Raw genomic sequence first — 23567 nt, 5'->3', positions numbered from 1 at the left:
CCGTCATGCGCCCAACACAGACAGCGCAGCCGCCTCGCTCATTGGTGTTGGAGCGGCACGGGCCACGCCTACGGACACGATCAGCGCAGTCAGAAGGGACAGGATTGTCTCGGCGGCAGAAATGGCTGTGTTCACTTTGCTGATCGTGTCTGCAGTCGAGGCGGTGCTCTCAATGCCTGCGATGCCTTGCTTGGCATAGGTCAGCACCGTTTGAAGATCGGCAATCACGCTATTCACCGCCGTTTTCACGCTGGTGCTATCGTAACTGACTGTAGCCGCGCCATTGGCAGCGGTATCAAACTGATCAATGGCCGCCACAGTGCCGGCCACGCAGCCGTCGATGATCGCCACCGGCCCGCTACCGAGAGCAGACGTAACCAGAGGGACGGACAGGATGGTGTTTGCAAAGTTCTGCGCCGCCTTGGCGTAGGCATCAATTTTGGCAACATTCAGGGTGACACTGGTCACGTTCCCGGATTTGGTGACAGTGCATGCAGCCAGAGCAGTGCCACACGCCAGTAGGCCAGCGGTACGGAGGAAAGAGCGGCGGGATTTAACCATGGCGTTTGTCCAATAAAAAAGCCGCCCAGCGGGCGGCGTGATAACGTGGAGGATATCAGGGGGCTGGATCAGGAGGATTGAGTCTGGTCCAGAATAGGGCAGTCACGTGGGAGGCTTAGCTTTGGCCGCCTTGTCGTCCGCATTGGATGCATGCTTACCGTTAAGCCCCAGACCATTAACGATCTGATAAACAGGCAGCCATTTGCTGCCGTCTTTGGGTCGGGGCCAGAAATACGCGGCCAGCGCGCAGGAGCTGACCACGAATGAGCCAATCACGCTTGCCGCTGCTGCCCATTGGGCCGGGAGCATGGGCAGAACGTAATTGAACGCGGATGTCAGGATGGTTGTAGGATCCATGCTGGTTAAACCTTTACGGCCTGCTGGAAATACGGGAGCGCGCCAGCAACGGTCCCCTTCCCCAGATGTGTGTTGAAATTGTCTTTCCAGAACGTGGCCTGCCCCAAGGCATCGCCGTATGCAGGAAGCACGTCTTTCGCGCGATAGACATGAAGCTCAGCCATCAGCGCTGCGTAATCCATACGTGTCGTCAGCAATTTTGCATCAGGGTTAGCCCCAGCAAGAAGCCGAAGCGCTGCGCTTTGCAATTCTGGCCGATATCGAATGAAATTGCGCCACATGTCATCGTGGGTGGCTGGTTCCATCTGCCAGAAACCAAGCGCTGGGCCTCCGCCAATCTGGCGAACATATCGGTATTGGGTTTCTTTATTGCCAATACCCAAAACAAGCTGAGCCCGTGCAGGAGTATTCAAGCTGTCCGGCAGGAATTTCAGCGCCGGTTCTATCCATTCGCGCCGCACATCAGAAAGGTCTACGCCATTCATTGGTGCATATGCCTCCAGAAAATAAGGAGGGCGTCTCCATACATGGCAATAAAGGCAGCTATCCCGACAAAGACACCCCATGACCATTTGAAGGCAGCCTTGAGAAAAGAAATCCCGCCCAAAAGGTCATCAACGGAATCTTTGACCTTTCCAGTCATACGCTTCAATTCTGCTGTGTCGCGGTCCTGCCGTTCCCCGCGCATGCGTCCTTCGGTTTGGACCTCAACCAGCTTTAACTGAATTGATACGACCCCTTGCTCCAAAGCCGTAATACGCCGCTCGTGATCATCCAGACGTGCGTTATCGGCAGACGCGGAGCCTTCTGCCCCGCCCCGTGTCTCTGTCATGTGTTTTCCAGATTTTGGGTATTAAAAAATCGCCTGTAGGCGGGTCAGTTAGTTACCAAGTGGCCCCGTTGCTTGCACGATGCCAGGTGTTTGTCGCCACGCAGGAGTAGATATAGTCCGCATCCATCTCGATCTGGCCCTGCGTGCAGTCGGATGTGCTGCTGGCGGGCGTGCCAAACGGGATGCGGATATCTGTGAATTTAGCTGGTGAGTTCACAGAAATTACACCGTCTGTTGTATGGGATGTGACGGTGTCTACTGACAGCCATGACGTGTCGGAACCTGCCCCGCTAAACTTGCCACCAGCGGTAATATTATTACCTACTCCCAAATTTGTAGGGCTACCTGTGCTTGACACAAGTTCAAGAGACGTGTCGCTATCTGCTTCGAACGCTACTTTTTGTCCTGATGCTGATAACGCCCCCACCCAGTGGCCCGCGCTAGCGTAAACGTCTGTCCCTGCTGTGATGCTGCCAGCAGTGTAAATACTCCCGCCACTGTCCATCGTAAAACAGGCCGTGTTGGTTGTGGTAACATGCCCCGGTCCACACAATGCGACGCCCCATTTCTCCCATGCAGGGTTGAATATCAGTTGGCTCTCTAGCGTCCCATCAATCAATCCCTTGTGGCCACCGTAGACAGGGCCAAAGTGGATTGAATTATCGCGGAACGTATGCGAGTTGGCATTCCCGTCCGCCCCGGCTGTATCCACATGTTGCCAAACTGCTACTCTGCGATATGTTGAGTCGGCATCTGATCTAGCTGCTTCTGCCTGCAACGATTCAAACATTTCTTTGTCTGTGCCAACCGTATCTGCGGGGCCGCGCCGAGATCCCATAACAAACGCATCGCCGTCAAAATCCAGTCCATCTGGACCCAACCACGACCGAAATCCCTCTGGTAGATTACCATTGACGGCAAATCCGTATGAATTGGCGGCAGGTAGGTTCGGACCCATATAACTGACAGACGGCCCTTGCATAGTCGCGCCGTAGTCAGGCCCACTGTAAATGAGATCATACTCCTGAGATACGCAGTCGTTTGCTGGGCTGTCCGCGCGCGATTTAGTAGTGCCATCAGTGCTGCTTGGGTCTCGTATGATTGAACATTGTTGATTGCCGAGAAATACCTTTCCATATGTCCCAATCAGCAGAACGGGTTTTGTGAACTGCGTCAGAACGTCAGCATCTATAGAATCAGTAGAAGAAGCGCCCGGAACAGCCGTAGCCACTGTCGTGGGGTTGACCTCCTGAAACGTGTGCCAGCCTAGCCCCAAATGCAATTTCGTTGTGTTTGTTGTTGTGTCCGTAGTGTAGCTATCCACTACGCCAGCATAATATTGTGGCAGTGGGTGCGACTTGAACGGGCTACCGGGCGGAATGAACCCACTATCAGACGGGATTGCCGCGCCAGCAACAATATTGGTGATAATGTGCATCCCGTTTTTACGCCAGAGGTAGTCCCACGACGCAGGGAGAGCCGGTGAAACTGTTACCCCGTCAGCGGAAAATGACAGAGTATGTGTAGTGCCGTTTTCGTCTGTGATCTCCGAGCCAACCTCGTACCACGGCGGCATATTCCCAGCTTGAACATAATCAGCAACTGCGTCCCATGCACCAGAGCCGCAATCTCCTCCGAAATCTGGAAACGCGCTCATAACGACAGAATGGATGCAACCTGAGTTTTCGCCAGTGTTATACGGCAGCCCCTGAACGTGCAGGTAGGCGCTATCCAATGTTCTGTGCCCGCCCACTCGGAACGTATCCGGGTCAATATTTTTGGATACTGATGCGGAGCCGCCGCTGATAACTGTCGCGTCACCAAGGGTGATTTTGTGTGTGGCCAACCATGACGAACCCCATCCACCCACATTCGGGCCAGTCAGGGCGCTTAATCCGTACAGATACTGATTCCCGTTCGCCGTAATGGGCCCCGATGTGTTCACCGGAGCCGTCGCCTCAGAGTTCGCGTTTAGCCCGGATACGCCGTTGGCGGCATTCTTCTCAGTCTGCTGCACGCTGCCATCCGCCATCTGGCCAATCTGGGCCAGCGTTCCGGCGGTACCGTCAGCATAGACTTTCGGGATTACCGTTGTGCTATCAAGACCACCAGGGGGCTTTGTCGCAGGCAATGTTTGGGCGAAAGAGATAGCAGGAAAAAATATAAGAGAGACCGCTACGGCAAAGAGTTTTCGCATTTCACTTCCCTTTCGCAGGAGGTTGTGTTTTCGCGGGCTGCTGCGGATCTTTCGGTGGCCCGAGTTTTTCAAATTGGGGGAGTGTATGGTTTGGAGCGGCGAGAGCGGCGCAGAATGGTGCTGACATGCCAAAAGTCACGATGATTGCAATCAGAAAGCGCATAAATCTAACCCCCCGGAGAGATGCATACATAGCCGCCGTTGTTCCACCATGCCCCTGATATGCCGGGGTCAGCGGTTGGAAGAGGTAGCGTTAGGATGAGATGCCCATCCTGGACCCCAAATAGCTCTAACCCTCCCAGCATCAAGTGCCCGTTAGCAGAGATAGAGACGATCCCATTAGGGTTGCCCTTTTGGGCGTTCACAGCAGTGCTTGCTGCCGTAGCCGCTCCGCTCGCCGCATTGCTGGCATTCGTAGCGGCATCCTGAGCACTATGTGCCGCTGTCTGGGCAGCGGTAACTTGCTCGCCAACGGCCCCGGTTACGCTAGCATAGATTTTGTCACCCTGCTCATCCACGTAGGACTTGGGGACGAGGTGCGTGGGGTCTGTCGGTGTATATGCCGCAGATAATGCCCCCTCAACGGTGTCGCCCTGTTTATCAACAGCGCCTAGCCAGATCTTCGACTGCGGGACAAACTGTCCCTTACCGCCAAAAATGCCAAACACAAGGTCTGCAGCGCCAGGCGTATCAATGGACGGCAACGAGGAAAGCGGAGTGCCGCTGGCCGTATTATTTGTTGTTGACCCAGACATGGGCACTCCGATTTATGCGATGAGATAGGGCAGTCCGTCGTCGTCGGTCAGGATCGAGACGCTCGGGAGTTGGATAGCATTAGGCGGGACAGGTACCCCGCTACTCATGGTCGGCGCAGGGTTTGGCACAGTAGCTGCCGTTTCGCTCGTGACCGCCAGCAGCACTTTTGGTGCCAATCTACGCCCTTGCTGAGTCACAACGTAGACAATGACCTCTTCCGTCTCGCCCGGTGTGCCGCCGCCCAGCATGATGCAGGCCAACCCATTAACGATGCTGGACCACAGTACCGTCAGTTGCGTTGGGTCTCCAGATGCAGTTGGGATATCCACGCGCTCGATGAACGCAATATGATCGCCGGTGGCATCCAAGATTTCCGACATATCAAGAGAGAAATCAAAATGGTCAGCGCTTGATTTGGGGGCCCATGATAACGTGACGATCTCTGGAACAAGCCCGCGCGTCCGCAAATTGGCAGGCGCGGAAATCGGGATCACTCGCGCCGCAGCGGGCTGCCATATTGGCGACGGGATGGGCGCGATCATGAGGCGGGAGCCACCGGGAGGGTTGTGCTCGTGGTATCCGTGCCTTTGGAAATCGCCATCAGAGCCTTGAGATACGTCACCCACACATCCGGCGTGGCTTCGTTCAGGATGGTGAATTCCTTGCTGACCGTGGTCTGGGCACTCGCCAGAGCCACCGCTGCCTGCTGCTGCAACGTCATGCTCGTCCCATACCAGGCAGTAGAGGACACATCAGACGTACTGATAATATCCCCCGCCGCCGTCTTGATGACGGGCTTGCCGTCCGCATCGGCAGACAGCAGGGCTCCGCGATGGATCGCGTCCATGATGGCGGTGTAATCAGTATCGGGAACCTGCACCGCATCGGACGGGAGACCGCCCATACGGCTGTCAAAAAAACCGTTCCTGGTCGCGCTGTAATATGTCGTTGACGCATCGCTCATGACGGAGCAGTTCCCACGCAAAAATAGTTGATTACCGTGTCAGACAGGCTGCCGCTCGTGACTTCCCGGCCCAGAAGATGGATTGTCGATGCGTCCGTGCGCATAACCGTCACAGCATTGGCGTTACTGCCGATGTCGTTGCCAACCGCAATAATAAACTGTGCGCCAAAACTGGTGGGGAGCGTTACCTTTGTTCCGGTTGTTCCATCGGATGCTGAATACGTAGCGTTGCCGCCCTGAATAAGCACGCCGCTCGGGAATTTCATCCAGAACCAGTCATTCCCGGACGAAGAAAAGGTATCGGAAAAGTTATTCGTGACCCACGTTCTGTCCGCAAACTGTGTAGTGCCAGACCAAAAAGTTCCGTCATTTCGCAGGCTGAAATAACCGTTTGAGCTGTTGTATCCGTTAACCTGGATTGCAAGCTGCGTATATTTTCCCGTCGTCTCGTTTTGCCGGAGAGTAACAATATTGCTGTTCTGGCCGGACAGAATGAGCCCGTTTGACGTATAGTTCCCGGTCGTTGACCAACTGGCAAGGCCTTTGATCGTCGTATCGCCAGTCAGGGTTCCCCCAGCAAGAGGGAGGTATCCGGAGAACAGGTTTTGCCATGTGGCCCCAGATGCGCCGGGCGTTGTCGTATTGTTGTCAGCAGTAGAGACCCAGAATGTCCCGACTACGCTACCTCTAACGATTGCTCCGGAAGGATACCCACCGATTGCAGCAGCAAAGGCCGCATTGAATGGGCCGAAATACCCAGCCTGAAGAACCTGAATGGCGCGAGATATACGGTTCAGAAAACCGTTCATATCCTGTCCGCGCGGCGGCTCACCACCCGCAGCCCGATCGATAAACGTTTCAGGGGGGAAGCCGAGAGCGATTGAGGCAGTGCCATCGCCAGCCGTTGCCTGAGTATCCGGGACGGTTGAGATATTTCCAGAAGCCGCATCCGCACCAATCAGCGTGCCAAACAGACCTAGATTGTCAGTGCTTTTCATGTGCTTGCGCTCTTGATTTGATACCCGACGCCTACCCCGGCGGGGCGTGGCAGAACTCCGCTGTTTTGGATGATGCTGACTTGAACATCAGTCGGCACAAAGTCGAATACATACGTCATGGTCATGTCGCCGTTGTCTTTGACGTACGCATTCCCCTGATTGCCAAACAGCAGCATGAGGATGGCGTTGATCGAAAAAACCGACCCATCCGTGATGTTCGCCAAAGCCTTGGCGTAGATCAGTTGCCGAAACCCATCGTCAGACAGGCGGTAATTACTCGTGACCGATGATCCAGAATAAAAAGGAGCACTGTTGAACCCCTCCTCCGTCAGGTCATTCGCTTCTGAAAAACCGAAGTTTTTCCCAGACGAAATCTTGAGAACCCGACTGACGCCAACAATGCGCCCCCACACGTCCAGCCCGTAGCCCTGCGCGGTTCCAAGATTCCATACCCTCTGATACCAGAGATCAATCAGGCTGGCTGGATCAAACGCCTGGTTCCAGCCCTCAAGAATGGTCAGTAGACGCGGCGAGTTTGCATATTGGGACAGGACCGTTTTTGCATAGTCCTGCATGTCATTGCACCGTGACGGTTATGCCAGACGCATCCAGTGTCGGGATCTGATCAATCTGCATCTGCGTCGTGAACCCAGTCGGTCCGGCAGTAGTCCCGATTGTGATTTCCACGATCTGCACCCATGTTCCAAGCGCGGCAACCGCTGCGTAATAGCGGGAGGCAAAGAGTTTGCCGCCAATACGCGCACGGCTGCCGCCATCCTCCCCGTTGAACGCCGACAGAATTGCTGCCTGTATCTCGGTTTCTGCAGTAGCTGGTACCGCACTGGAGCTTTGCAGGGTTACGGCGATATAGACCGGAGTTGGCGTGGCGCGCGTGAATTGTACCGTGTAGCTGGGTGCGGTCCCGTATGCGCTGTTGGGATCGGATACGGTGACGGACGTTGTGCCAGTATAGCCGCACCCTGGCGGCTTTTTACGCAGAATGGCGAGGCCTATGTCCTCATCCGTTCCGCCGTTGACGCAGACAAATAAGCTATGGGATGCGATGGAGACGCCGCCGGTTGTAACCGCTGCGCCGGTGGCATTGTCCGTCACATAAGCATCTGTCACTCCGGAGACGGCCTGCACCGCCCCGGAGATTGCGCCCAACGCACCAACGGCATTGGCGGCCACACTCTCCTGCCGCCTCTGCTCAAAGGCAATCCGGCCCTCCTGATCAGACCCAGTGACGCCTGCCGCCGGGTTGGTGACGGATGAGAGGCCCGTCACTGACTGATAGACGCTGACGGTATTAACCGGGCAGTCAATCGCGCCGGTGGTCGTGCAGGAAAATGTACCCGTGGCCGTGCCTGTAGCATTGAGTGTAATCGGGCCGTCTGCCGCGTATTTGTTGCCGCTGCTGTCCTGTATCAGCGTGCCTTCTGGCACGACGGTGCCGGGGGAGCCGGTGCAGACGACTGAGACAACGGTTGCTGTGGCTCCGCGCCGCTCCAGAAAGTAAAGCTCCCCGATGGCGTCCTGCATCTGTCCGGAGGCCCGAGCCGGGTCCACGCCGTCAAACACGGCCATCATCTGGTCGTAGGCATCACCCAAGATAGCCGTCAGGGTCGTGGCAAGCTGACCCTGCGGCGTGGCGAGGTCCGTATTCAGGGCGTTGCCGAACGCTGCGTTGAGATCGGCCAGCGCGCCAGTCAGAATATCCGTCTCTGCTGGCGCGACAAACCCTGCATCCGTCAGGGATGGCGCGGGAACGGATGTGGTGCCCGTGCTGTTAGAACCCGACATTTTGCGTTGTACCGTCGCTGAGAGAAAGGAATATGGTGCCTGATAGCTGCCGTTGGGCGCTGATGGCTGTGATCACGCATTTTGCGGCTGTGACGTTCGGAACCGTCAGCGCGGCCTGCTCCGCCTGCGTGCGGAATACCCCGGCGGACTGCGACCGACCGAGGATCAAGCGCATATACGGCAAGCCTTTGCTGGTATCGTAATAGCACTCACCGGCAAAAACACGGATTGCTGATGCCACGTCCTGAACGGTGGAATATGGCTCCGACGCCACGGCGATGTTGCCAGATGCGTCCAGAACCAAATCCCACGTTGTCCGATCAAGGAGGAGCGTGGAAGCCATTGCACCAAACAAAAAAAATCCACCCCAAAGGGTGGCTGGATACAGAAAATCGCTAGATTAGCTAAAATATGGCATGAAAAGGTACCGGGTACAAGGGCATTTTGTTTGAGTATCTACTGCCGGATATGGAGCCGATGATGATTCTCTATCCGCGCCACAGAAGGGGCGTAACGGTTGTTACCTTGAGCGGCAGCATCGCTCTCCTTGCTCAGGCGCCGGGAGGGGATAGCCCTCGCTTTATCAGAGCGCGCGTGTCGTCGCTGAGAACGAGCGGCTTGATGATTGTTGCTCTCTTTGACGGAGTGCCGAATATAGATCCGGCGTTAGAGCAAGAGGCGGACATGGAAACGGCCATCAAGGTCGTCCCCCACTGTGAGATAGTCAGCGTTTCAGCGCGCTACGCCTGGCCTGTAGAGGATGCTGGGCTCGGAGAGTGGTTCGATCGAATACAGGAAGGTATGTCGCACTTTTGAGAGCGACAGACATAAGCCCCCGCTACACCATGAAGTGTACAAAACTAAATACCCTGCCAACCGGCTACAGCATAGTTATCGTCATTCTGAATTTTAAGGGAGTAACTAATGACTTCACGACGGACATTTCACGCTACCGTATGCGAGCCATCCAACTTTGAGGCTGGATACTGGCCTTTAACGCACTTCGGCGCGCCAGAACTGGGTGTATGGCAGACGCTGAGGCATATGATGGACGACTTCAGCGTGGCTGATACGCTGGATGATTTACCTAAGCACATCTACCTCTACGAAGTAATAATTAAGTTCAACAACCCACTCATCACCCCTGACCTCCTGTCACCCGGGCCAGTCGCCCTTCTTCGCTACCTAAAGAGAGCGGAAATACTGACCCATGACGTATGCGAAGATTACGTGAAAGAGGTTCAATCTCTAACGAAAAAAGGTACTGGCCACACGCTTGAAGGGCGAAAATTCATGGCTGGCATTATAGAGGGCCTAGGGTACGATGCGATAGAATACGAGAACGAACTAGAGAAAGAGGCTTACACGCATCTCGCAAAATACGGCCTCGGCAGTTCACCCGGCGATAACTCTCTGACCTGCTACAGTAATCTTCGTCCAGATCAGGTAGAGCTTGCAGCCCCACCAAAAAAACTGAATGTGCGTGATTTCTACGACATTATGCCAATAGTTTTTATGGGCCTGCACAGTAGCGTCCCCTGGAAGATAGAGTTCTTGGAGGCAGGGCGGCGCTAGACGAGGATTACTAGCCTGCTATTCTCATCTCGCATTTTACGGAGGCAGATTTACTCAGGCGTGGATGTTGTCGAGCTGCCGCCCTGCACGCCTCCATGCACATGCTTTTCAAGGCTGATGCCTCCAGCCGTCACATCTCCAGATGCCGCTACTGGGCCAGTCACATTCACCTTGCAGTTAAAGTCGCACTCGGCAGCGTCAACGATGAATTTCCCCGCAGTTTTTACGTGGAAGTCACCGTTGATCCAACCGCAGTATTCCTCCGGGGCGGCGTTTAGGTAGCCGCCGAGGTAGACCGCATCCGCAAGATCAAACTGCCGGAATGAACCCGGGGCAGAGGGTTTGCGATTGATTTTGACGCTTGAAATATCGCGGGCACAGATGATAGCAATTCCGATATCACCCACCGACGGATCACAGATGAAGGCCCGTTTGCCGCCTTGTAGTCGCGCATAGGGCGCGCCGTAGATCATACCGTGCGGTGTCGTTCTCCCCGCTCCGTCCTGCTGATGGACCATTGGCAGGATATCGACAAATCCAGCCGGTTTCAGTCCGGTACCGTTCACCGCCTTTACCTCGACCAGTGCTGGTCCGCCGCCCATGCTCAAAATGCGCCGGATTGCCGAATTGAGCGCGTTGAAATTACTCGCGCCATCCGATGCTTTTTTTGTCCCTGTGTATTTATCGGCCAAAGGTTGCCACCCTCCCTGCAAATTCAGGCCGCTGCGCCTCCAGCATCGTAAACCACGGTCCACCCGGCGTTTCCGTTTGCAGGTCGTGTTCAATCTTCTGCACAACCCACAAGCCATTGGAAGGCGGATACATGGAGGCAGCGCCCGCCACTTCCCGTAATTGCCCGTAATTATTGACCCATGCCGCTGGCGAGTATTCGCTTTGCAGCTTGATGGTGTTCCGGAAATTGATGCCAGGGTTAAATAGCGTCTGCACCAGCACGCCGCCCTGACTGTAATTCGGATAGCCAACCATGCCCGTATCAGCAGAGACAAGGATAGCGGTATCAGACGCAGCAACATCCTTTGGCCAGATTGAGAGGGTGTCCATGCCGATATGATATTCAATACCGACGGACCGAGCGCATGCGTCAATCTGCTGCATCGCTGATCCGGGATAATTGACGCCGCCCGTCATAACGGCATCAACACCATGATTGGTAAATTCGAGCCCAACCTTGCCTGCAATTGCCTGCATGATGTCGGAAATCTTTGCCCCAGCGGCGAAGGATGTCGGTTCGATCGGCATTGCGGCCGGGATCGCGGTAGACAGGGCCGTGACCTGAAACGCCACGTTCGGAGCGCCTGCGTAATCAACAAACGCCTCGACAATGCCGCCCGTAAAAATGGTTGGGCGTGTCGCCCCTGCATCTCCCGCTCGCACGGTGATACTGTTTGACGACTGGTCAATCACGCTGGCCTGCGCCACAGACAGGCGGTTCATGGCGCTGAGCTTCATGCCCTCGATCCGGACAGAGCACATCATTCCCGTTTCAAGGCCAGTGCTGAGAACCTGACAACTTACGCGATGGTCCATGAGGGTAATGGTTTCCGGGCTCCCGGAAAATCCGCCCTGCCTGATATCAAAATCGATATCAATTTTCTTTTGCGTGAAACTACCCGGCATTCTTTCCGGCCTCGTAAATCAGAATATAGCGGCTGCCAAAGCCGGTATATTCGGGGTCTTGCGTGCCCTGCGTGTCAAAAAAGCAAAGATCACCCGGCATCCCGAGGTATGCGCGCCTGACAATCCACGTGCGGTCCTGACAGATGATGCCCGCGAGGATCTGCGTGCCATTCAGCGCCACATCCATATAGACGCCATTGGTGCGCTGTTGGATTGTGAGTGTGACAGCATTACCCGATAGCGGGACATTGACCTGCTGATAAGCTACGGCGCTGATGGGGATGGTGACAGCCGCCATCAGAAAATGCCACCTTGCGCCAGGGCATTTACTTGATCCGCCGTCAGGCTTTGCGTCTGCACATTGCCTCCCGTGACCATGGATTGCCCAGACGCTTCCTGTGCCGTTGTTGCCCCGGCCTTTGCCGTCATTCGTATTTCTTGCAGATAGACCCGCGCATACAGCATCGACACGCCTCTGTGCGCTTCCCGCTCTAGAGAGTAGCCAAGGATGTTCACATTGGAATATGTGGCCTCGGGCGTTACCACGGCATACAGATCAAGACTGGCGGAAAGCTGACCGAGGGCCGCTGTGAACAGGGCCTTTGTCTGCGCGGCAGAGGATGGAGACGACGACAACCCCATTGAGGACAGAAGGTCAGAAAAGATGCTGGCCGACCCATACTCGAAGCTGCTGCCGTCACACACCATCTCCACCTCATAGTGGCCCGGTATGCGACTCTTGTTGTAACTGAGGAACGAGCCGTTCTCCTGCGGGGCATCAGACGTCTGATACATGCTCTGGATACCAACCGCCCGTACGTGGCCCGAGGTCAGCACAGGCTGGTTACTGGCGGTAAAAATACCCCACTGACTGGCCGCGCTGGTGATGGTGTATTCATCCAGCGCTGTGGCGAGGATGGTTGACGCGGACGCCTGAACGCCCGTCGAGACAGACTGCCCCAGCAGGGCCGGGACGCCAGCGGCAACGGGGATATCCCAGAGCGCTGGGAGTCCTATGGATGGTAGGGGCATGGGGGTAGACTCTCATATTTTGGGGATGGGTACAAGGAGAATTTTGGAGTTTCGTCTTGACTGCCCAGCGGGTACTGTTCTCTTTATGTTCTCATTATGGAGGACAGGAGCATGAGCGCATACGCAGGAGACCGGACAACAGGATTCGCCAGCCCCGCAGCAGACGCGATTGAGGGTCCGATTGATCTGTCTGACGTACTGGATCTGCGCAGGCCCAGCCGTTATCCGGTGCGCGTGCGTGGCGCTACCTTTGCTGCGCGAGGCATACTGGACGGCGACGTGCTGATAGCAGACACGTCCGGCCAGCAGGAGTCCGGACAACTGGTGATTGCCTGCGCCGCTGGGCAGGTTCTGCTGGCTGAGCTGCGGGCGCAGAAGGGTCGGTGGTGGCTGGTTTCTGGCGACGACAGCCGGGAGCCGATCCGCGTTGACCCAGCTCAGGATGTAGATATCTGGGCAACCGTTACGGGCGTGGTGCGCGAAAAGCCATGACGGTTTACGGCCTGATTGACTGCAATTCGTTCTATTGCTCCTGTCAGCGCGCCTTTGAGCCGCGACTAAAGCGCCTGCCGGTTGTCGTGCTGTCCAACAACGACGGGTGCGCTATTGCCCGCACCGCCGAGGCTAAGGGTCTGGGCATCAAGATGGGCGATGCCTGGCACCTGATCCGGAATGAGCGCAAACTTTCCGGCGTGCAGTGGTATTCCAGCAATTACCCTCTGTATGCCGACATGAGCCGCCGGGTCTATCAGGTGCTGCTAGAGCATGTGCCCCGCGTCGAGCCCTACTCTATTGATGAGATGTTTCTTGATCTGACCGGCCTGCCGGGGGATCTGGCCGAACGGTGCGAGGTGATCCGGGGGCGCGTAGAGCAGATCACCAAGATCCCAACGTGTGTGGGTTGGGGGCCGACAAAGGCCATTGCCAAACTCGCCAACTACATCGCCAAGGACCGGCCAGAAATGGAGGGTCTGTGCGACCTGACCGACGAGCGGACGCGGATGCGGTTCTATCGGAACCTGCCCGTCAGTGAGGTCTGGGGCATTGGCCGCCGACTGGTTCCGAGATTGCATGATGCTGGCATCCGTACCATTGCGCAGTTTGTCGAGGCTGAGCCTGCACAGATCCGCAAAATCATGGCGATTACTGGGGTCAGGTTGCAGGCAGAGCTGCGTGGGGAATCCTGCCTTCAGCTTTCTGAGGTTGCAGAGCAGCGCAAAGGGCTGGCCTGCACCCGTTCCTTCGGCCAGCCGATCACGATTTATGGTGATATGCGCGAGGCTATCGCTGGCTTTGCCGTAAGGGCGTCAGAAAAGCTCCGGGCGGAAGGTATGGACGCCGGGCATGTCTCCGTCTTCATCCAGACCAACCCGCACAAGCGGCAGGACGGATGGTACTCCAATCAGGCTGCCATCACCTGCGCGCCGACGAATAATGCGCTGGCGCTGGTCGGGACCGCCACACGCCTCCTACGCGCGATCTGGCGAGACGGATTCCGCTACGCCAAGGGCGGTGTTCTGCTGAATGACCTTGCGCCCGCGGGCAAGCAGGCGTCGCTCTTTGCCGCACCAGAAGAGCAATCCCCTGCCCTGATGGACGCCATGGACGCTATCAACCGGCGCTTTGGCCGGGAAGCGATCAAGCCGCTCAGCACTGGGGTTGAGCGGGCTTGGAGGCCTCGGCAGGGGATGCTTTCGTCACGGTTTACGACGGAGTTTGGGGAGGTGATGGAGGCGCGGAGTTTTTAGAACCCTCCACGCGGTCTTTCGACCGCCTCAGGTCGCCAGCAGCACCTATCTCGATATCAGACCGTAGGACCGCAGAACGCCCGTCAACTCAGGAGATAGCACGACCTTCCCACTCGGAGGCGTTTTAGCAAGACCCTCAAGAATGATTCTCTGGACTTCCAGCATGGCGCTGTAAGACATAATCATCGAGCTTGTTTTCGTATTTACATAGCTGGCATCAAATCTTGTGTTGAGAATATAGTCAGTAAATTCGTCAATCTTTATCTTCAACACGCATTGCGCACTTTGGACGTTTCGAAGAAGTTGGCATGCCCTCTCTCTCTTTTTGGAAACGTCAATTTGCATACTGCGACATGCACCATTATTTATTCAGGAGACGAAGTCATTCAGCCTATAACTCAGGCGTTAACACTCAAATAATACGCGTATCAAATATATAAGATTTTAGTGTAAAAAATTTTTCAGCCCTACGCTTTACCGTAATGGGAAGACAGCCTCCCGACTGCAGCACAAAAACCCCCGCAACTTTCGTCACGGGGGTCTATGTCAACCAGAAGACAGGACTAGAAAGGGGAGAGAGATGGGCCTCGGCTATCCCCTTCCTAGGGCGAGGGTGATCGCCAAGCGGAACTGTAACCGATGATCGGCATGAGTCGCAACGAAAAAGGGCGGCCCGAAAGCCGCCCTTTCCCCTGAAAACGGTATCTATTGGAACACCCGGACTCACTCTCTATTCTGCCACCGGAGTCTGTCAAGCGAGCGCTTTACTTCCATGGCTGCCGACATAATTCCGCGCCTTCAACACTTCCCGCTGATGAAGCGCTCCTGAATGGTGCACCTTCATCCCTGCGACGACAAAGCCAAGACAGAACTCCGAGAACTTCTCGGGCGTGACTTCCTGCGGCTTCCGGCCTTCCTTCAGTTTCCGCGTCACCGGGTCAATGTCCCGCTCCGGCCACAGTAGACATAACTTGCCGCCACAGTTCTGGACGAGATAGATGTTCGGCTCGCCGCCGCTATCCACCACGTAGTAGCCTTCCTGCACAAAGCCCCTGACCTCCTGCCAGATCACGTAATCACCCCGGCGGAACTCTGGATAAAGACCGTTATGCGGGATCTGGAGTAGCTTGTTGCGGGAGGCTTCGCCCTTTCCCATAAAATCATTGAGAACGCCAGCGTTGCCACCCCCGAAAGGGTGGCTGGCCTGTGTCAGGCTGTTTTCGCTGGCGTCCGGGCAAAAGGGCGCAGTTCTGCCACTATGCTTTCAAACCAAACCCAAGGCTGGACAGTTCCTTCGGAGTGTTTTTTGGCCTTATCTTCATACCGACCAAATTTCATGCCTTTATTTGTAGGCTTCCAAACCCTGCGCAGCTTCGTATCCCGCAACCCGACATGATAGCCTTGGCTTTCCAGTAGCTGATTGACCTCGGTATTTTTCAGCCCAAGCTCGCGCCCTATTTCAGTCGCGTTGACAGTGCGCTGTTGGATAGCGAGGGGTTGCGCCTGCCAACCAAGCTCCTCTGGCAAATCAATGCCCATTTGCTCTTTAACCGTGGCTACCGCTTTCAATCGCGCCTGTGTCAGGTCCATTCCTTGGCGCTTGTTGAAGGCCAGAGCCGAGCCAGGCAGGGCGATTGCTTTGCGAAGACGAGTGACGTGGTCGAGCGGCTTGGGTGGTAGATGCGATGCCCCGCCCGCTATCGCTTCCATTTTCTCACGGGCAGCTTGGTTGACCCATGCGTGAAATTCAGGGCTAAGCTTTTTTGCATAGGCGAAAGCTACCTGCCAGTAAGCCCATGTCCCGCCGCCTTTTCCGGGCTTGGATTTTATAACATGGGAAATTCCCATGTTTTGAGTTTCGCTGATAAATTCTATAAACTTTTCACCATCAACAGAACGCTGCCACTCCGATGGGGAACTGGACACCGGCTCTCCTGCTGCCTTCCACATATCTGTCAGGCAAAGCATTTCACCAAGAAAGTTGATGGGGTGCTCATTGTAGGTGATGACACCTTTTTGGAGAGTGCTCATGCATCATCTCCTTCACCAATAAGATGACGCAGAATATTGGCCATCTCTCTACCCGCATGCCAGCGCACACCATGCATATTTGAAAAATCAAAATCATCAACATCGTGGCCTGGTAAGGCGCAAACGCGCTTAATATCGTCATGCGCTATACGGATATTTTCTTCCCCGTATTCCTCGCAGACCTCAATATCCTTCCGGATACCCGGAATCATTGCAGGCGTTATGCCTGATGTGATAATAGAACCCATATCAGTGTTTCCTTATTCACTGTCAGAGGCATCAGAGCGGTTCCCCAACCGAGGCTCTGGTGCCTTTTCTTTTGCGTTAATAGCTTCAAGCAGAAGCTCATTGATTTCCGCAGTCATGCTTCGATAGTTCCCAAAAGCAGACTTGCGCACCACTTCATAAACGTCTGGCCTAAGCCTCAATGTCATTCTGTGGCATTCTTGTGATGGTGTTATGATAATACTCCTGTTGCGACGACACTGTTGTCGTGTCTCCATTCAACACAGACACTACTATCGTGTCAACTGGAAATGACACGAAAAGAGTGCTTAATGTATCCCGATACATTTACGGGGCAGTCATGACAGTTGAAGATCGATATACGCGCATCACTTTGCGCATCCCCAAAGACATACATGCGAAACTGGCCGAGTCAGCTGATCAACGTTCACATTCGATGAATGCTGAAATTATTCAGCGGCTAGAAAGTAGCTTCCCCGGCGGATGGGATGGGCTCGAAGCCTGGATACTCGACCCATACAACACCGATAATTTAAGTGATGATGAGAGGCGTCTTGTTTCGAATATCCGCTATCTCTCAGGCTTTCCCCCCGACAAACTGGCGAAGGAAGAGAGTTGGCACCAAATAGCGCTGGCTGCGATCGGAGAAATTAGAAGATTGAGAGAGATGGGCCTTCTAACGTCTCTTCTGGAACGCGAAGAAGTGTTACGGAGACAGAGGGAAAAAGACCGCGCAGAATGGCTAGCTCAGCGCCCCGAACAAGAGGCAGCCATCAAACAGGATAAAGCTGAACAGGAAATCTGGCAGAACCGCATAAATGAGATCCGAGCAGAGACAAAGGCTCTCCACAAGAAACTAGAAGCCGCGCGTGAAAAACTCCGGCTCGCGTCCCTTAAGGAGCGTGCACGCAACATGGAAATAGACCGGGATATGTTGTCTGAGACTGTCAAAGCGCTAGAGATGAGCAATGATCTTGATGAGGACGATGCCTGACTCCCCAATCCTCCCCGTACGGACATACTCAAGGGCTGAAGCCAACAACGTGACGCGTGCCGAAGCTATCCGGCGGTTGATTGCGCGAGGGCTGAGCGTAGACGAGAGCGCTAAGGCTCAACCCTGACTCCCCAACCCAATCAAATTATATATACAATATACTTGCGCCATCCAATTTTATCGTATATACAATAATCCATGAGATACGATTGGGACGAAACAAAGCGCCAGAGCAACATCGCCAAACACGGCGTTGATTTTGTTGCCGCTGACGGCTTTGAATGGGATGTTGCTTTTGTCCTGACCAGCCATAGCGCAAACGAACCGCGCCTTGTCGCTATCGCCCCAATCAATCTGCGCCTTCATGTGCTGGTGTTCAGCATTGAAACGCGCATTGTCCGCATCATCAGCCTGCGTAAGGCCAACAAACGGGAGGCAAAGCTCTATGCCGCGCAAACCTGACTTTATCATGCCGACAGACGAGGAAGACGCTCGCATCAATCAGGGCATTGCTCTGGATGCTGACAACCCTGAACTGACCGAGGCCGACTTTCAAAGGGCCGAGCCTGCCTCCGCTGTTGTGCCTGATCTCGCGTCTCAGCGGCGGGTGCGGGGTCCGCAGAAAGCCCCGACAAAAACCCTCGTCTCCATGCGCCTTGACCCTGACCTTCTTGAGCGCCTGAAGGCGGACGGCCCTGGCTGGCAGTCCCGTGCAAACGATATACTCCGGCAGGCCGTTGGTTTGTCGCGCTGAAGACTGACTCCCCAACCCGGCCCCTCCTAGCTATCATCTCCTCAAAAAGAAGGAGTCCAATGATGGCAGTTCAAATGGTCTTACTGAACCAGGCCGTGTGGTCGGGAATGAATGGCGAGATCATCACGACTTATCCCCGCACTGGGGTTGACGGCATCTTCCTCGCCATGAAGACATTCAAGCACACCACTGGGGCAGTGGTCGCTGTCGAGAAGAACAGCAAAGGCGCGGTCATCGGGCCAGCATGCGCCGCCATTTACTGCGCGATTGCACCTTTTGACGCGAAAGAACTGCTGGAATTAGCGGCTACGGAATTTGACCGTGAGCCGCACCTCCGAGCCGCCGTGAAGGGGAAGAACATTTTCTTCCGATCACTCCAGTTCCCCGGCTTTGAACTCTCTCACCCCTTTGAGGAGAATGAGTTCAATGCGCTGTATGGTGAGATCTACATGAAATACGCGATGGCGGGGCAGGCTTAGCAGCCCCTCCTCCCTGCCATGCGTACATGACGGGGGATTCATGATTTGTTCATCTTCCTGCAGCAAAAACCGTACGGGCATGATGCCTCGGCACAGAATCGTCCTGTGCTTTCTGACGAAGGTCAGCCGCTCATGCGGGGCTTTATTATATGAAAGAGACCTCATGCCCTATTATAATGATCGACAATACTTCACGCGCAGCGACAGCACCTTATTCACAACCCTGCAAGATGTGAGCACCGCCGCTCCAGTATCGGGCATTTACCGGTGCACTCTTTGCGGTCACGAAATCGTTGTCGACAAAGGCAGGCACCTTCCTCCCGATGGCAATCATGGCTGCAAGTCTGAAAATGCCCTTGCTGTTTTACTATCGGGTCGCAAGGAAGCAGCAAAGAAATTCCAATGGCAGTTGGTTGCCGCACCGATACACCGCCACAGCAGCCCTAACAGTATCATTTGATCAAACTCAACATTTTTAGGTTATTATTTATGAGCGACAAAAAAGCTCCGAAAGCTCCCCTTACTCCAGCCAAAAAGCCATCTAATGGTGCACGCGGTCCCGTGCATGATTCAATGCCAGCGGGCATAGCGCCCAGAAGGCCACCTATAGAAACAAAGGGACAGAATACGACCGCATCGTTTAAGAAAAAATAGAATAAAAAAGAAGCCCAGCAATAGGTATTATGCAGAAAGTAAGCCAAGCTGCATTTAGCGCACGGTCTATTTTCTGCAAAATTATTGAATTGTCATTTATAGCCAATTGCAAGCCAAGGGAATTTGCAAGTTTATAATCCCTTTCGTTTCCTTCTTCAGCCTCAAGCGTCTGCTGAGGATGTAATTGTTTATAGCTCCAATCTTTCGACATTAGCGCATACACGCAGCAACAGCATGGAATAGTGCTAAGTGCAGCAATGCATGCTCCGACCGCAATTTTATTAGCCGAGACCGTAGCGAATGTTATCGCTGTTGTGATGGAGACAAACCAACCAAGCATGCTCGTAGCTTGAGCACGTTTAGCGTCAAAAGATTTCTCCTGCCTGTCAAGAACTTCCCCGCCAGACTTGAGGGCTTCCTCAATTAGCCATAAGGTTAATTGAGGCCCTGTTTTCCCCAAACCATCGTCGCCGTTTTCACTCTGCGCACCGGGGAGCGCCTGATCGACCATACCTACATCCTTAACTTACCGAGAAAACTTAGTACACCAGACCGCGAGGTACCATAAGAAGTTTCCCACCCCGCAAGGTACGGCTATCCTCCCGCGAGATTTAACGGGAGGTGGATTTGAGACGAGTTCTTTTGTTGGCGGGGATCATTGCGATCGCGATGCACCCAACCGCGTCATTTGCGGACCAGAGATTTATTGATGGCACCTGCGGGGAAGGCAGCCACATAGCTGAAGGCGCTTTCGGGGATGATCTGACCAAAAGGCAGTCAAGATTTTTTTGCGATGCTGCGGCAATAATTTCCAACAATGGAGATATTCTTGTTCAGTTTTCTCAAAAAGAAGCTCACCACAACCCCTCTCTCGCCTACGCAGGTAGAATGTCTGGCGACAAAGATGTCATGAATGTGGAAAGAGTTTATTTTTCCCCCCAGAATTCTGCGACTGTAAGCGATGGCGTGTGTAAGTTTTTTTATAAAGATACCATGCTAACCGGCATAATGTGCGGAGTGAAAATCGATGAAACGGGACGCCGAACGACCGCAATAGTTGTTTTTAATTCCCGCCATTGATTCATCGCGGCGCAGGCTGAGGGTCTTCTGCGCATTAAACCAACCCCATATTGGTCTGCCACGCCTGCATGCGGGGATCATTGAAGGCCGCCTTAACGGCCTTCGTGACCTGCTTGGGGTCTCCACCGGGAACGTGAAGCGTCATGTTGTTGGTGACGTTGTTTGTGGTGCCCCCACCTGTCGGAGTGGACAGCGCAGCCCCCACAACGCTTTTTTGCGAAGACAGATACTCGGCCAAAGCCCCCCTCTTCTCTACCTCGCCATCCTGATCTTTTGGCCGCTCGAAATATCGAGAGACAATGGCCCCAGCCATACCTGCGTCAGTAGCTTTTCTGAGATAATCTCCGGCCTGTTTCTCGGTGTGTGATAGCTCCCAGTTTGCAAAATCCATCTGCTCTTTGGCCGCTGCATCCCGATCCTTAACGGACTGCATGGTGTGCCCGTAGCGCGCGGCATATTGCGCCTGACGGTCTCCATGCCACTGAAAGAGGCCGTATGCGCCGCCGTTATCCCCCACAGAAAACGGGTCAAGATTACTCTCAGACATGGCATTGGATAGCAGGCCCATTGCCTGCTCCCTGCTCCACCCCATACCGACGGACATATTGGCAATCTTGATCATATCAGCAGGGGATGCGGCGCTAATAGCCTTGCGCGCATTCTGCTCCGCGTAAGAGCGACCCATCCCTACTTTCGACGCGAGGTTGTCCAAGAAGGACGCGCCCGGCACATTGCTGTCCATCCAGCCGCCGATGTCGTCATTTGGATCTGCGGCCTCAAGCCCCTTGTGAGCAGCATACCCCACGCCCGCAGCGGCGATCAGCTTGGAAATGCCACCCAGCCCCGCACCGCTGGCTGCGGCCAAAAGCTGCACATTACGCAGAACGGCAAGGAATTTGGAGCCCACCCACAGTGCAAACAGGCCCTCAGCTACATTCTGCCAGCCACCAACAGCCTTCGCCGCATTATCAGCGCCAGACGCAAAATCCTTCACGTCCTGCCCGATCTTGCTCCAGTCAATGCTGGCCAGATAGTCCCGCCACTGCTTGATCTGCTGGCCAATACCGCGCCAGTCAACGGACTGAATTTCGTCTCCGAATTTCTTGATATACTTGTCAATGTCCTGCCGTAGCCAGATCTGATTTCGGTCTATCAGTCCACTAACCCACTGCATCAGATCATGCACTTCCGGGCTGAGGTCAGTCATAATCGATCGACCAAACGCTTCGGACTGTGCAGTGAGCTTCGTCCAGTCCTCCAGTAACTGCGCAGACGCCCGTGTATCACGCTCCGTCGGCGCATACTTCTGGAGCGACGCATAAAGCTTCTGAATATGTTCCGGACCCTGCTCCAGCAGGTTGATGAACCCCTGCGAGAACCCGGCCTGCGAGCCGAGGGCGGAGAACAACTGCGGGCCAAGACGCTGCGCTGCGCGGGCAAGGTCCGGCATAAGGCCGTTCATGTCGCGCAATTGGCCGTTTGCGCCTTCCAGCCGCACGCCCATCTGGCCGAACACCATGCCCAGATTGCGCCGCCCGTCGATGGTCTGGAACTGAGACACTAGAGAACCAAGGGAACCGGACACATCCTCAGCGGAGCCACCAACCGCCTGCGCCGCCTTCTGCCACGCTGTCAGGCTGTTGACTGACACACCCAGATTGCGGGCCATGTTCCCGGCGGCCACGTTGGCGCTGGTCGTGTCGCTGATGAACGCTTTGAGCGTCTTGCCAGCGGTCAGGACTGCAAAGAAGGCCAGAGCCTTACGCTCCAGAGAATGGAACGCATCACCCGCCGTATCAGCGGCTGCGGCGACACCACTCCCCATCTTCGTCGCGCTGGACTGGACATTCTTAAACGTCCCCATGGCTTGCTGCGCGCCCTTCACGACGGCCTTGGCGTCCAGCCCCAGAGAGACGACGAGGGCATCAATTATGGTGGGCATGCGTACGGCTTTCGGGAGAGTTGATTACGCCAGACTCTGCGCGGCGTGGCAGGGCTTATGCAGGCGAATTTTTGGGAGATGCAGCCAATGAGCGAACTAGGGAACCTGCAATTCACGCCTAAGTGCCCCAAGTGCGGCGGAGACCTTGGCGTCGAAGTCACTGACGGACAACCGAGGGGAGATGATAAGGTTGTCTGTAAGGTCTGTGGTTTCTTCGCTGGGACGCACAACGAAGTCACGGAAAAATTCATCGCAGAGAATGGACGAGAAATCGAGCAGGCGGCGGCTGACAAGGTCCATGAAGCTATCAGAAAAATGCTCAGGAAATGAAACACCTACGGTAAGGCGATGCGCTGTTACACCTTTGGGCATGGGCTACCTGTTAAACCTTTTCACAACAGCAATCTCCAGCAGGTCCTCAAAGCCCTCGCTGTCATAGACCGTCTGGAGATCGTGGAGGCTGGCAACACCCTCACTGATTACGAGGGCGATGCGCTCACTGATGTTTCTGCATCGGGCGACGGGCCGCTGTTTCCCATTTGCAGCAGCAGGGACAGCAGGGAGAACAACTGGCCGACGCCCTTGAAAAAATCCACGTGCAGAGCGAAGGCTTCCTTCTGGAGCCAACCCACTGTGGGAATTTCCTCAATCTGGTCGGTTCTGGCGGCCAGTTTGAACGGGATGGTGACGGACGGATTGGCCGGGTCCGGAACATAGGCCACGCAGCCAAGGAGCTGGTCGATCAGCTCATCCATGCGGGCCGGTTCCATGGCGCCGAAGATACCGATGCCAGCCGCTGCCACTTCTGCAAGGCCGCCACCCTCGGTCACGCCAGGAATGGCCCCCCCCCCGCCGATGGCTGCTTGTACGGCGTGCCGCCCCCACTTATCGGCCTCATAGGCGGACATGCGGGGGATAGTGAACAT

The 23567-nt window shown here is 55.1% G+C and carries 34 protein-coding genes; 10 read left to right on the top strand and 24 right to left on the bottom strand.

Features of this window, described 5'->3' with window-relative positions; all coding sequences use genetic code 11:
• Positions 1-3: 3 nt before the first annotated feature.
• The 12 genes from AD948_RS04475 to AD948_RS04420 all read right to left on the bottom strand — a co-directional run bounded on the left by AD948_RS04475 (position 4) and on the right by AD948_RS04420 (position 8811).
• Entirely contained in the window at positions 4-561 is a 558-nt protein-coding gene (locus AD948_RS04475) for a hypothetical protein (RefSeq protein ID WP_061470904.1), read from the bottom strand.
• 102 nt (positions 562-663) lie between these two features.
• Complete coding sequence (locus AD948_RS04470) at positions 664-918, bottom strand: hypothetical protein (protein ID WP_061470903.1); 255 nt, start codon at positions 916-918, stop codon at positions 664-666.
• Between the two features lie 5 nt (positions 919-923).
• Positions 924-1403, bottom strand: a complete 480-nt coding sequence (locus tag AD948_RS04465; protein WP_061470902.1) for a hypothetical protein — start codon at positions 1401-1403, stop codon at positions 924-926.
• Positions 1400-1750 carry a hypothetical protein gene (locus tag AD948_RS04460; RefSeq protein WP_061470901.1) on the bottom strand — a complete coding sequence of 117 codons (351 nt, stop codon included), beginning with the start codon at positions 1748-1750 and terminating at the stop codon, positions 1400-1402. The genes AD948_RS04465 and AD948_RS04460 overlap by 4 nt, the downstream gene beginning before the upstream one ends.
• A gap of 52 nt (positions 1751-1802) precedes the next feature.
• Positions 1803-3947, bottom strand: coding sequence for a hypothetical protein (locus tag AD948_RS04455; RefSeq protein WP_061470900.1), 2145 nt, complete (start codon positions 3945-3947; stop codon positions 1803-1805).
• 167 nt (positions 3948-4114) lie between these two features.
• Entirely contained in the window at positions 4115-4702 is a 588-nt protein-coding gene (locus AD948_RS04450; protein WP_156478927.1) for a hypothetical protein, read from the bottom strand.
• Positions 4703-4714: 12 nt separating this feature from the next.
• Complete coding sequence (locus AD948_RS04445; RefSeq protein ID WP_061470898.1) at positions 4715-5245, bottom strand: phage fiber-tail adaptor protein; 531 nt, start codon at positions 5243-5245, stop codon at positions 4715-4717.
• Positions 5242-5667 carry a hypothetical protein gene (locus AD948_RS04440; RefSeq protein ID WP_061470897.1) on the bottom strand — a complete coding sequence of 142 codons (426 nt, stop codon included), beginning with the start codon at positions 5665-5667 and terminating at the stop codon, positions 5242-5244. Before AD948_RS04440 ends, AD948_RS04445 begins: the two co-directional genes overlap by 4 nt.
• The gene (locus AD948_RS04435) at positions 5664-6665 is read right to left on the bottom strand and encodes a gp53-like domain-containing protein (RefSeq protein ID WP_061470896.1); all 1002 of its coding nucleotides are present in this window, start codon (positions 6663-6665) and stop codon (positions 5664-5666) included. The genes AD948_RS04440 and AD948_RS04435 overlap by 4 nt, the downstream gene beginning before the upstream one ends.
• Complete coding sequence (locus tag AD948_RS04430) at positions 6662-7240, bottom strand: DUF2612 domain-containing protein (protein WP_006559308.1); 579 nt, start codon at positions 7238-7240, stop codon at positions 6662-6664. Before AD948_RS04430 ends, AD948_RS04435 begins: the two co-directional genes overlap by 4 nt.
• A 1-nt stretch (position 7241) precedes the next feature.
• Complete coding sequence (locus tag AD948_RS04425) at positions 7242-8468, bottom strand: baseplate J/gp47 family protein (RefSeq protein ID WP_061470895.1); 1227 nt, start codon at positions 8466-8468, stop codon at positions 7242-7244.
• The gene (locus AD948_RS04420) at positions 8455-8811 is read right to left on the bottom strand and encodes a hypothetical protein (RefSeq protein ID WP_058989231.1); all 357 of its coding nucleotides are present in this window, start codon (positions 8809-8811) and stop codon (positions 8455-8457) included. The genes AD948_RS04425 and AD948_RS04420 overlap by 14 nt, the downstream gene beginning before the upstream one ends.
• A 134-nt stretch (positions 8812-8945) precedes the next feature.
• On the opposite strand from AD948_RS04420, the gene AD948_RS04415 reads away from it, so the two are divergent.
• Together AD948_RS04415 and AD948_RS04410 are read left to right on the top strand one after the other, a co-directional pair.
• Entirely contained in the window at positions 8946-9284 is a 339-nt protein-coding gene (locus AD948_RS04415) for a hypothetical protein (protein WP_156478926.1), read from the top strand.
• 246 nt (positions 9285-9530) lie between these two features.
• Entirely contained in the window at positions 9531-10043 is a 513-nt protein-coding gene (locus AD948_RS04410) for a hypothetical protein (RefSeq protein WP_156478925.1), read from the top strand.
• A gap of 50 nt (positions 10044-10093) precedes the next feature.
• Here AD948_RS04410 and AD948_RS04405 read toward each other — a convergent pair whose 3' ends face one another.
• From AD948_RS04405 to AD948_RS04390, 4 genes are read right to left on the bottom strand one after another with little or no spacing between them, the layout of a single operon-like run.
• Positions 10094-10735, bottom strand: coding sequence for a baseplate assembly protein (locus tag AD948_RS04405; RefSeq protein ID WP_237938491.1), 642 nt, complete (start codon positions 10733-10735; stop codon positions 10094-10096).
• Positions 10725-11681: a baseplate hub protein gene (locus tag AD948_RS04400; protein ID WP_061470892.1), complete on the bottom strand. Its 957-nt coding sequence runs from the start codon at positions 11679-11681 to the stop codon at positions 10725-10727. The genes AD948_RS04405 and AD948_RS04400 overlap by 11 nt, the downstream gene beginning before the upstream one ends.
• Positions 11671-11979, bottom strand: coding sequence for a phage baseplate plug family protein (locus AD948_RS04395; protein ID WP_061470891.1), 309 nt, complete (start codon positions 11977-11979; stop codon positions 11671-11673). Before AD948_RS04395 ends, AD948_RS04400 begins: the two co-directional genes overlap by 11 nt.
• Entirely contained in the window at positions 11979-12713 is a 735-nt protein-coding gene (locus AD948_RS04390) for a hypothetical protein (RefSeq protein ID WP_061470890.1), read from the bottom strand. The genes AD948_RS04395 and AD948_RS04390 overlap by 1 nt, the downstream gene beginning before the upstream one ends.
• A 111-nt stretch (positions 12714-12824) precedes the next feature.
• On the opposite strand from AD948_RS04390, the gene AD948_RS04385 reads away from it, so the two are divergent.
• A complete protein-coding gene (locus AD948_RS04385; protein ID WP_061470889.1) occupies positions 12825-13205 on the top strand; it encodes a LexA family protein in 381 nt (126 codons plus the stop codon).
• A complete protein-coding gene (locus tag AD948_RS04380; protein ID WP_061470888.1) occupies positions 13202-14461 on the top strand; it encodes a Y-family DNA polymerase in 1260 nt (419 codons plus the stop codon). Before AD948_RS04385 ends, AD948_RS04380 begins: the two co-directional genes overlap by 4 nt.
• Positions 14462-15212: 751 nt before the next feature.
• Here AD948_RS04380 and AD948_RS04370 read toward each other — a convergent pair.
• From AD948_RS04370 to AD948_RS18505, 4 genes are read right to left on the bottom strand one after another with little or no spacing between them, the layout of a single operon-like run.
• Positions 15213-15617, bottom strand: coding sequence for a hypothetical protein (locus AD948_RS04370; protein ID WP_061470887.1), 405 nt, complete (start codon positions 15615-15617; stop codon positions 15213-15215).
• Positions 15618-15670: 53 nt separating this feature from the next.
• The gene (locus tag AD948_RS17590) at positions 15671-16492 is read right to left on the bottom strand and encodes a KilA-N domain-containing protein (RefSeq protein WP_082782299.1); all 822 of its coding nucleotides are present in this window, start codon (positions 16490-16492) and stop codon (positions 15671-15673) included.
• The gene (locus AD948_RS04360; RefSeq protein ID WP_061470886.1) at positions 16489-16740 is read right to left on the bottom strand and encodes a hypothetical protein; all 252 of its coding nucleotides are present in this window, start codon (positions 16738-16740) and stop codon (positions 16489-16491) included. The genes AD948_RS17590 and AD948_RS04360 overlap by 4 nt, the downstream gene beginning before the upstream one ends.
• A 12-nt stretch (positions 16741-16752) precedes the next feature.
• Entirely contained in the window at positions 16753-16926 is a 174-nt protein-coding gene (locus AD948_RS18505) for a hypothetical protein (RefSeq protein WP_211264432.1), read from the bottom strand.
• Positions 16927-17078: 152 nt separating this feature from the next.
• Between AD948_RS18505 and AD948_RS04355 the strand changes: the two genes are divergently transcribed.
• The 5 genes from AD948_RS04355 to AD948_RS18055 all read left to right on the top strand — a co-directional run bounded on the left by AD948_RS04355 (position 17079) and on the right by AD948_RS18055 (position 19425).
• Positions 17079-17732 (top strand): Arc family DNA-binding protein, encoded by a 654-nt coding sequence (locus AD948_RS04355; protein WP_082782298.1) that lies wholly within the window; start codon positions 17079-17081, stop codon positions 17730-17732.
• A 198-nt stretch (positions 17733-17930) separates the two neighbouring features.
• Entirely contained in the window at positions 17931-18194 is a 264-nt protein-coding gene (locus AD948_RS04350) for a BrnT family toxin (protein WP_061470884.1), read from the top strand.
• The gene (locus tag AD948_RS04345) at positions 18178-18486 is read left to right on the top strand and encodes a BrnA antitoxin family protein (RefSeq protein WP_061470883.1); all 309 of its coding nucleotides are present in this window, start codon (positions 18178-18180) and stop codon (positions 18484-18486) included. The genes AD948_RS04350 and AD948_RS04345 overlap by 17 nt, the downstream gene beginning before the upstream one ends.
• Positions 18487-18545: 59 nt before the next feature.
• Positions 18546-18965, top strand: coding sequence for a hypothetical protein (locus AD948_RS04340; protein WP_061470882.1), 420 nt, complete (start codon positions 18546-18548; stop codon positions 18963-18965).
• Positions 18966-19128: 163 nt separating this feature from the next.
• Complete coding sequence (locus tag AD948_RS18055) at positions 19129-19425, top strand: hypothetical protein (RefSeq protein WP_156478924.1); 297 nt, start codon at positions 19129-19131, stop codon at positions 19423-19425.
• A 180-nt stretch (positions 19426-19605) separates the two neighbouring features.
• Here the strand turns inward: AD948_RS18055 and AD948_RS04335 are convergent, their stop codons facing one another.
• Positions 19606-20130: a hypothetical protein gene (locus AD948_RS04335; protein ID WP_061470881.1), complete on the bottom strand. Its 525-nt coding sequence runs from the start codon at positions 20128-20130 to the stop codon at positions 19606-19608.
• 116 nt (positions 20131-20246) lie between these two features.
• Between AD948_RS04335 and AD948_RS04330 the strand changes: the two genes are divergently transcribed.
• Positions 20247-20699, top strand: a complete 453-nt coding sequence (locus AD948_RS04330) for a hypothetical protein (RefSeq protein WP_156478923.1) — start codon at positions 20247-20249, stop codon at positions 20697-20699.
• A gap of 34 nt (positions 20700-20733) precedes the next feature.
• Here AD948_RS04330 and AD948_RS04325 read toward each other — a convergent pair whose 3' ends face one another.
• From AD948_RS04325 to AD948_RS18365, 3 genes are all read right to left on the bottom strand, one after another.
• Positions 20734-22641 carry a phage tail tip lysozyme gene (locus AD948_RS04325; RefSeq protein WP_061470879.1) on the bottom strand — a complete coding sequence of 636 codons (1908 nt, stop codon included), beginning with the start codon at positions 22639-22641 and terminating at the stop codon, positions 20734-20736.
• A 96-nt stretch (positions 22642-22737) separates the two neighbouring features.
• Positions 22738-23013 (bottom strand): hypothetical protein, encoded by a 276-nt coding sequence (locus AD948_RS18050; RefSeq protein WP_156478922.1) that lies wholly within the window; start codon positions 23011-23013, stop codon positions 22738-22740.
• A gap of 107 nt (positions 23014-23120) precedes the next feature.
• A partial coding sequence (locus AD948_RS18365) for a hypothetical protein (RefSeq protein WP_061470877.1) occupies positions 23121-23567 on the bottom strand: 447 nt, incomplete at its 5' end.

It is taken from the genome of Acetobacter senegalensis, from assembly GCF_001580995.1.
Lineage (GTDB): Bacteria > Pseudomonadota > Alphaproteobacteria > Acetobacterales > Acetobacteraceae > Acetobacter > Acetobacter senegalensis.
Note: the sequence above shows the minus strand (reverse complement) of the source record. Positions and strands in the feature narration are given on the sequence as shown.

What these genes read in the sequence shown, in the direction of transcription:
- AD948_RS04475 (WP_061470904.1), bottom strand. Translation starts at nt 561, where the DNA reads ATGGTTAAATCCCGCCGCTCTTTCCTCCGTACCGCTGGCCTACTGGCG.
- AD948_RS04470 (WP_061470903.1), bottom strand. Translation starts at nt 918, where the DNA reads ATGGATCCTACAACCATCCTGACATCCGCGTTCAATTACGTTCTGCCC.
- AD948_RS04465 (WP_061470902.1), bottom strand. Translation starts at nt 1,403, where the DNA reads ATGAATGGCGTAGACCTTTCTGATGTGCGGCGCGAATGGATAGAACCG.
- AD948_RS04460 (WP_061470901.1), bottom strand. Translation starts at nt 1,750, where the DNA reads ATGACAGAGACACGGGGCGGGGCAGAAGGCTCCGCGTCTGCCGATAAC.
- AD948_RS04455 (WP_061470900.1), bottom strand. Translation starts at nt 3,947, where the DNA reads ATGCGAAAACTCTTTGCCGTAGCGGTCTCTCTTATATTTTTTCCTGCT.
- AD948_RS04450 (WP_156478927.1), bottom strand. Translation starts at nt 4,702, where the DNA reads ATGTCTGGGTCAACAACAAATAATACGGCCAGCGGCACTCCGCTTTCC.
- AD948_RS04445 (WP_061470898.1), bottom strand. Translation starts at nt 5,245, where the DNA reads ATGATCGCGCCCATCCCGTCGCCAATATGGCAGCCCGCTGCGGCGCGA.
- AD948_RS04440 (WP_061470897.1), bottom strand. Translation starts at nt 5,667, where the DNA reads ATGAGCGATGCGTCAACGACATATTACAGCGCGACCAGGAACGGTTTT.
- AD948_RS04435 (WP_061470896.1), bottom strand. Translation starts at nt 6,665, where the DNA reads ATGAAAAGCACTGACAATCTAGGTCTGTTTGGCACGCTGATTGGTGCG.
- AD948_RS04430 (WP_006559308.1), bottom strand. Translation starts at nt 7,240, where the DNA reads ATGCAGGACTATGCAAAAACGGTCCTGTCCCAATATGCAAACTCGCCG.
- AD948_RS04425 (WP_061470895.1), bottom strand. Translation starts at nt 8,468, where the DNA reads ATGTCGGGTTCTAACAGCACGGGCACCACATCCGTTCCCGCGCCATCC.
- AD948_RS04420 (WP_058989231.1), bottom strand. Translation starts at nt 8,811, where the DNA reads ATGGCTTCCACGCTCCTCCTTGATCGGACAACGTGGGATTTGGTTCTG.
- AD948_RS04415 (WP_156478926.1), top strand. Translation starts at nt 8,946, where the DNA reads ATGATGATTCTCTATCCGCGCCACAGAAGGGGCGTAACGGTTGTTACC.
- AD948_RS04400 (WP_061470892.1), bottom strand. Translation starts at nt 11,681, where the DNA reads ATGCCGGGTAGTTTCACGCAAAAGAAAATTGATATCGATTTTGATATC.
- AD948_RS04395 (WP_061470891.1), bottom strand. Translation starts at nt 11,979, where the DNA reads ATGGCGGCTGTCACCATCCCCATCAGCGCCGTAGCTTATCAGCAGGTC.
- AD948_RS04390 (WP_061470890.1), bottom strand. Translation starts at nt 12,713, where the DNA reads ATGCCCCTACCATCCATAGGACTCCCAGCGCTCTGGGATATCCCCGTT.
- AD948_RS04385 (WP_061470889.1), top strand. Translation starts at nt 12,825, where the DNA reads ATGAGCGCATACGCAGGAGACCGGACAACAGGATTCGCCAGCCCCGCA.
- AD948_RS04380 (WP_061470888.1), top strand. Translation starts at nt 13,202, where the DNA reads ATGACGGTTTACGGCCTGATTGACTGCAATTCGTTCTATTGCTCCTGT.
- AD948_RS04370 (WP_061470887.1), bottom strand. Translation starts at nt 15,617, where the DNA reads ATGGGAAAGGGCGAAGCCTCCCGCAACAAGCTACTCCAGATCCCGCAT.
- AD948_RS17590 (WP_082782299.1), bottom strand. Translation starts at nt 16,492, where the DNA reads ATGAGCACTCTCCAAAAAGGTGTCATCACCTACAATGAGCACCCCATC.
- AD948_RS04360 (WP_061470886.1), bottom strand. Translation starts at nt 16,740, where the DNA reads ATGGGTTCTATTATCACATCAGGCATAACGCCTGCAATGATTCCGGGT.
- AD948_RS18505 (WP_211264432.1), bottom strand. Translation starts at nt 16,926, where the DNA reads ATGACATTGAGGCTTAGGCCAGACGTTTATGAAGTGGTGCGCAAGTCT.
- AD948_RS04355 (WP_082782298.1), top strand. Translation starts at nt 17,079, where the DNA reads ATGACAGTTGAAGATCGATATACGCGCATCACTTTGCGCATCCCCAAA.
- AD948_RS04350 (WP_061470884.1), top strand. Translation starts at nt 17,931, where the DNA reads ATGAGATACGATTGGGACGAAACAAAGCGCCAGAGCAACATCGCCAAA.
- AD948_RS04345 (WP_061470883.1), top strand. Translation starts at nt 18,178, where the DNA reads ATGCCGCGCAAACCTGACTTTATCATGCCGACAGACGAGGAAGACGCT.
- AD948_RS04340 (WP_061470882.1), top strand. Translation starts at nt 18,546, where the DNA reads ATGATGGCAGTTCAAATGGTCTTACTGAACCAGGCCGTGTGGTCGGGA.
- AD948_RS18055 (WP_156478924.1), top strand. Translation starts at nt 19,129, where the DNA reads ATGCCCTATTATAATGATCGACAATACTTCACGCGCAGCGACAGCACC.
- AD948_RS04335 (WP_061470881.1), bottom strand. Translation starts at nt 20,130, where the DNA reads ATGGTCGATCAGGCGCTCCCCGGTGCGCAGAGTGAAAACGGCGACGAT.
- AD948_RS04325 (WP_061470879.1), bottom strand. Translation starts at nt 22,641, where the DNA reads ATGCCCACCATAATTGATGCCCTCGTCGTCTCTCTGGGGCTGGACGCC.
- AD948_RS18050 (WP_156478922.1), bottom strand. Translation starts at nt 23,013, where the DNA reads ATGCCCAAAGGTGTAACAGCGCATCGCCTTACCGTAGGTGTTTCATTT.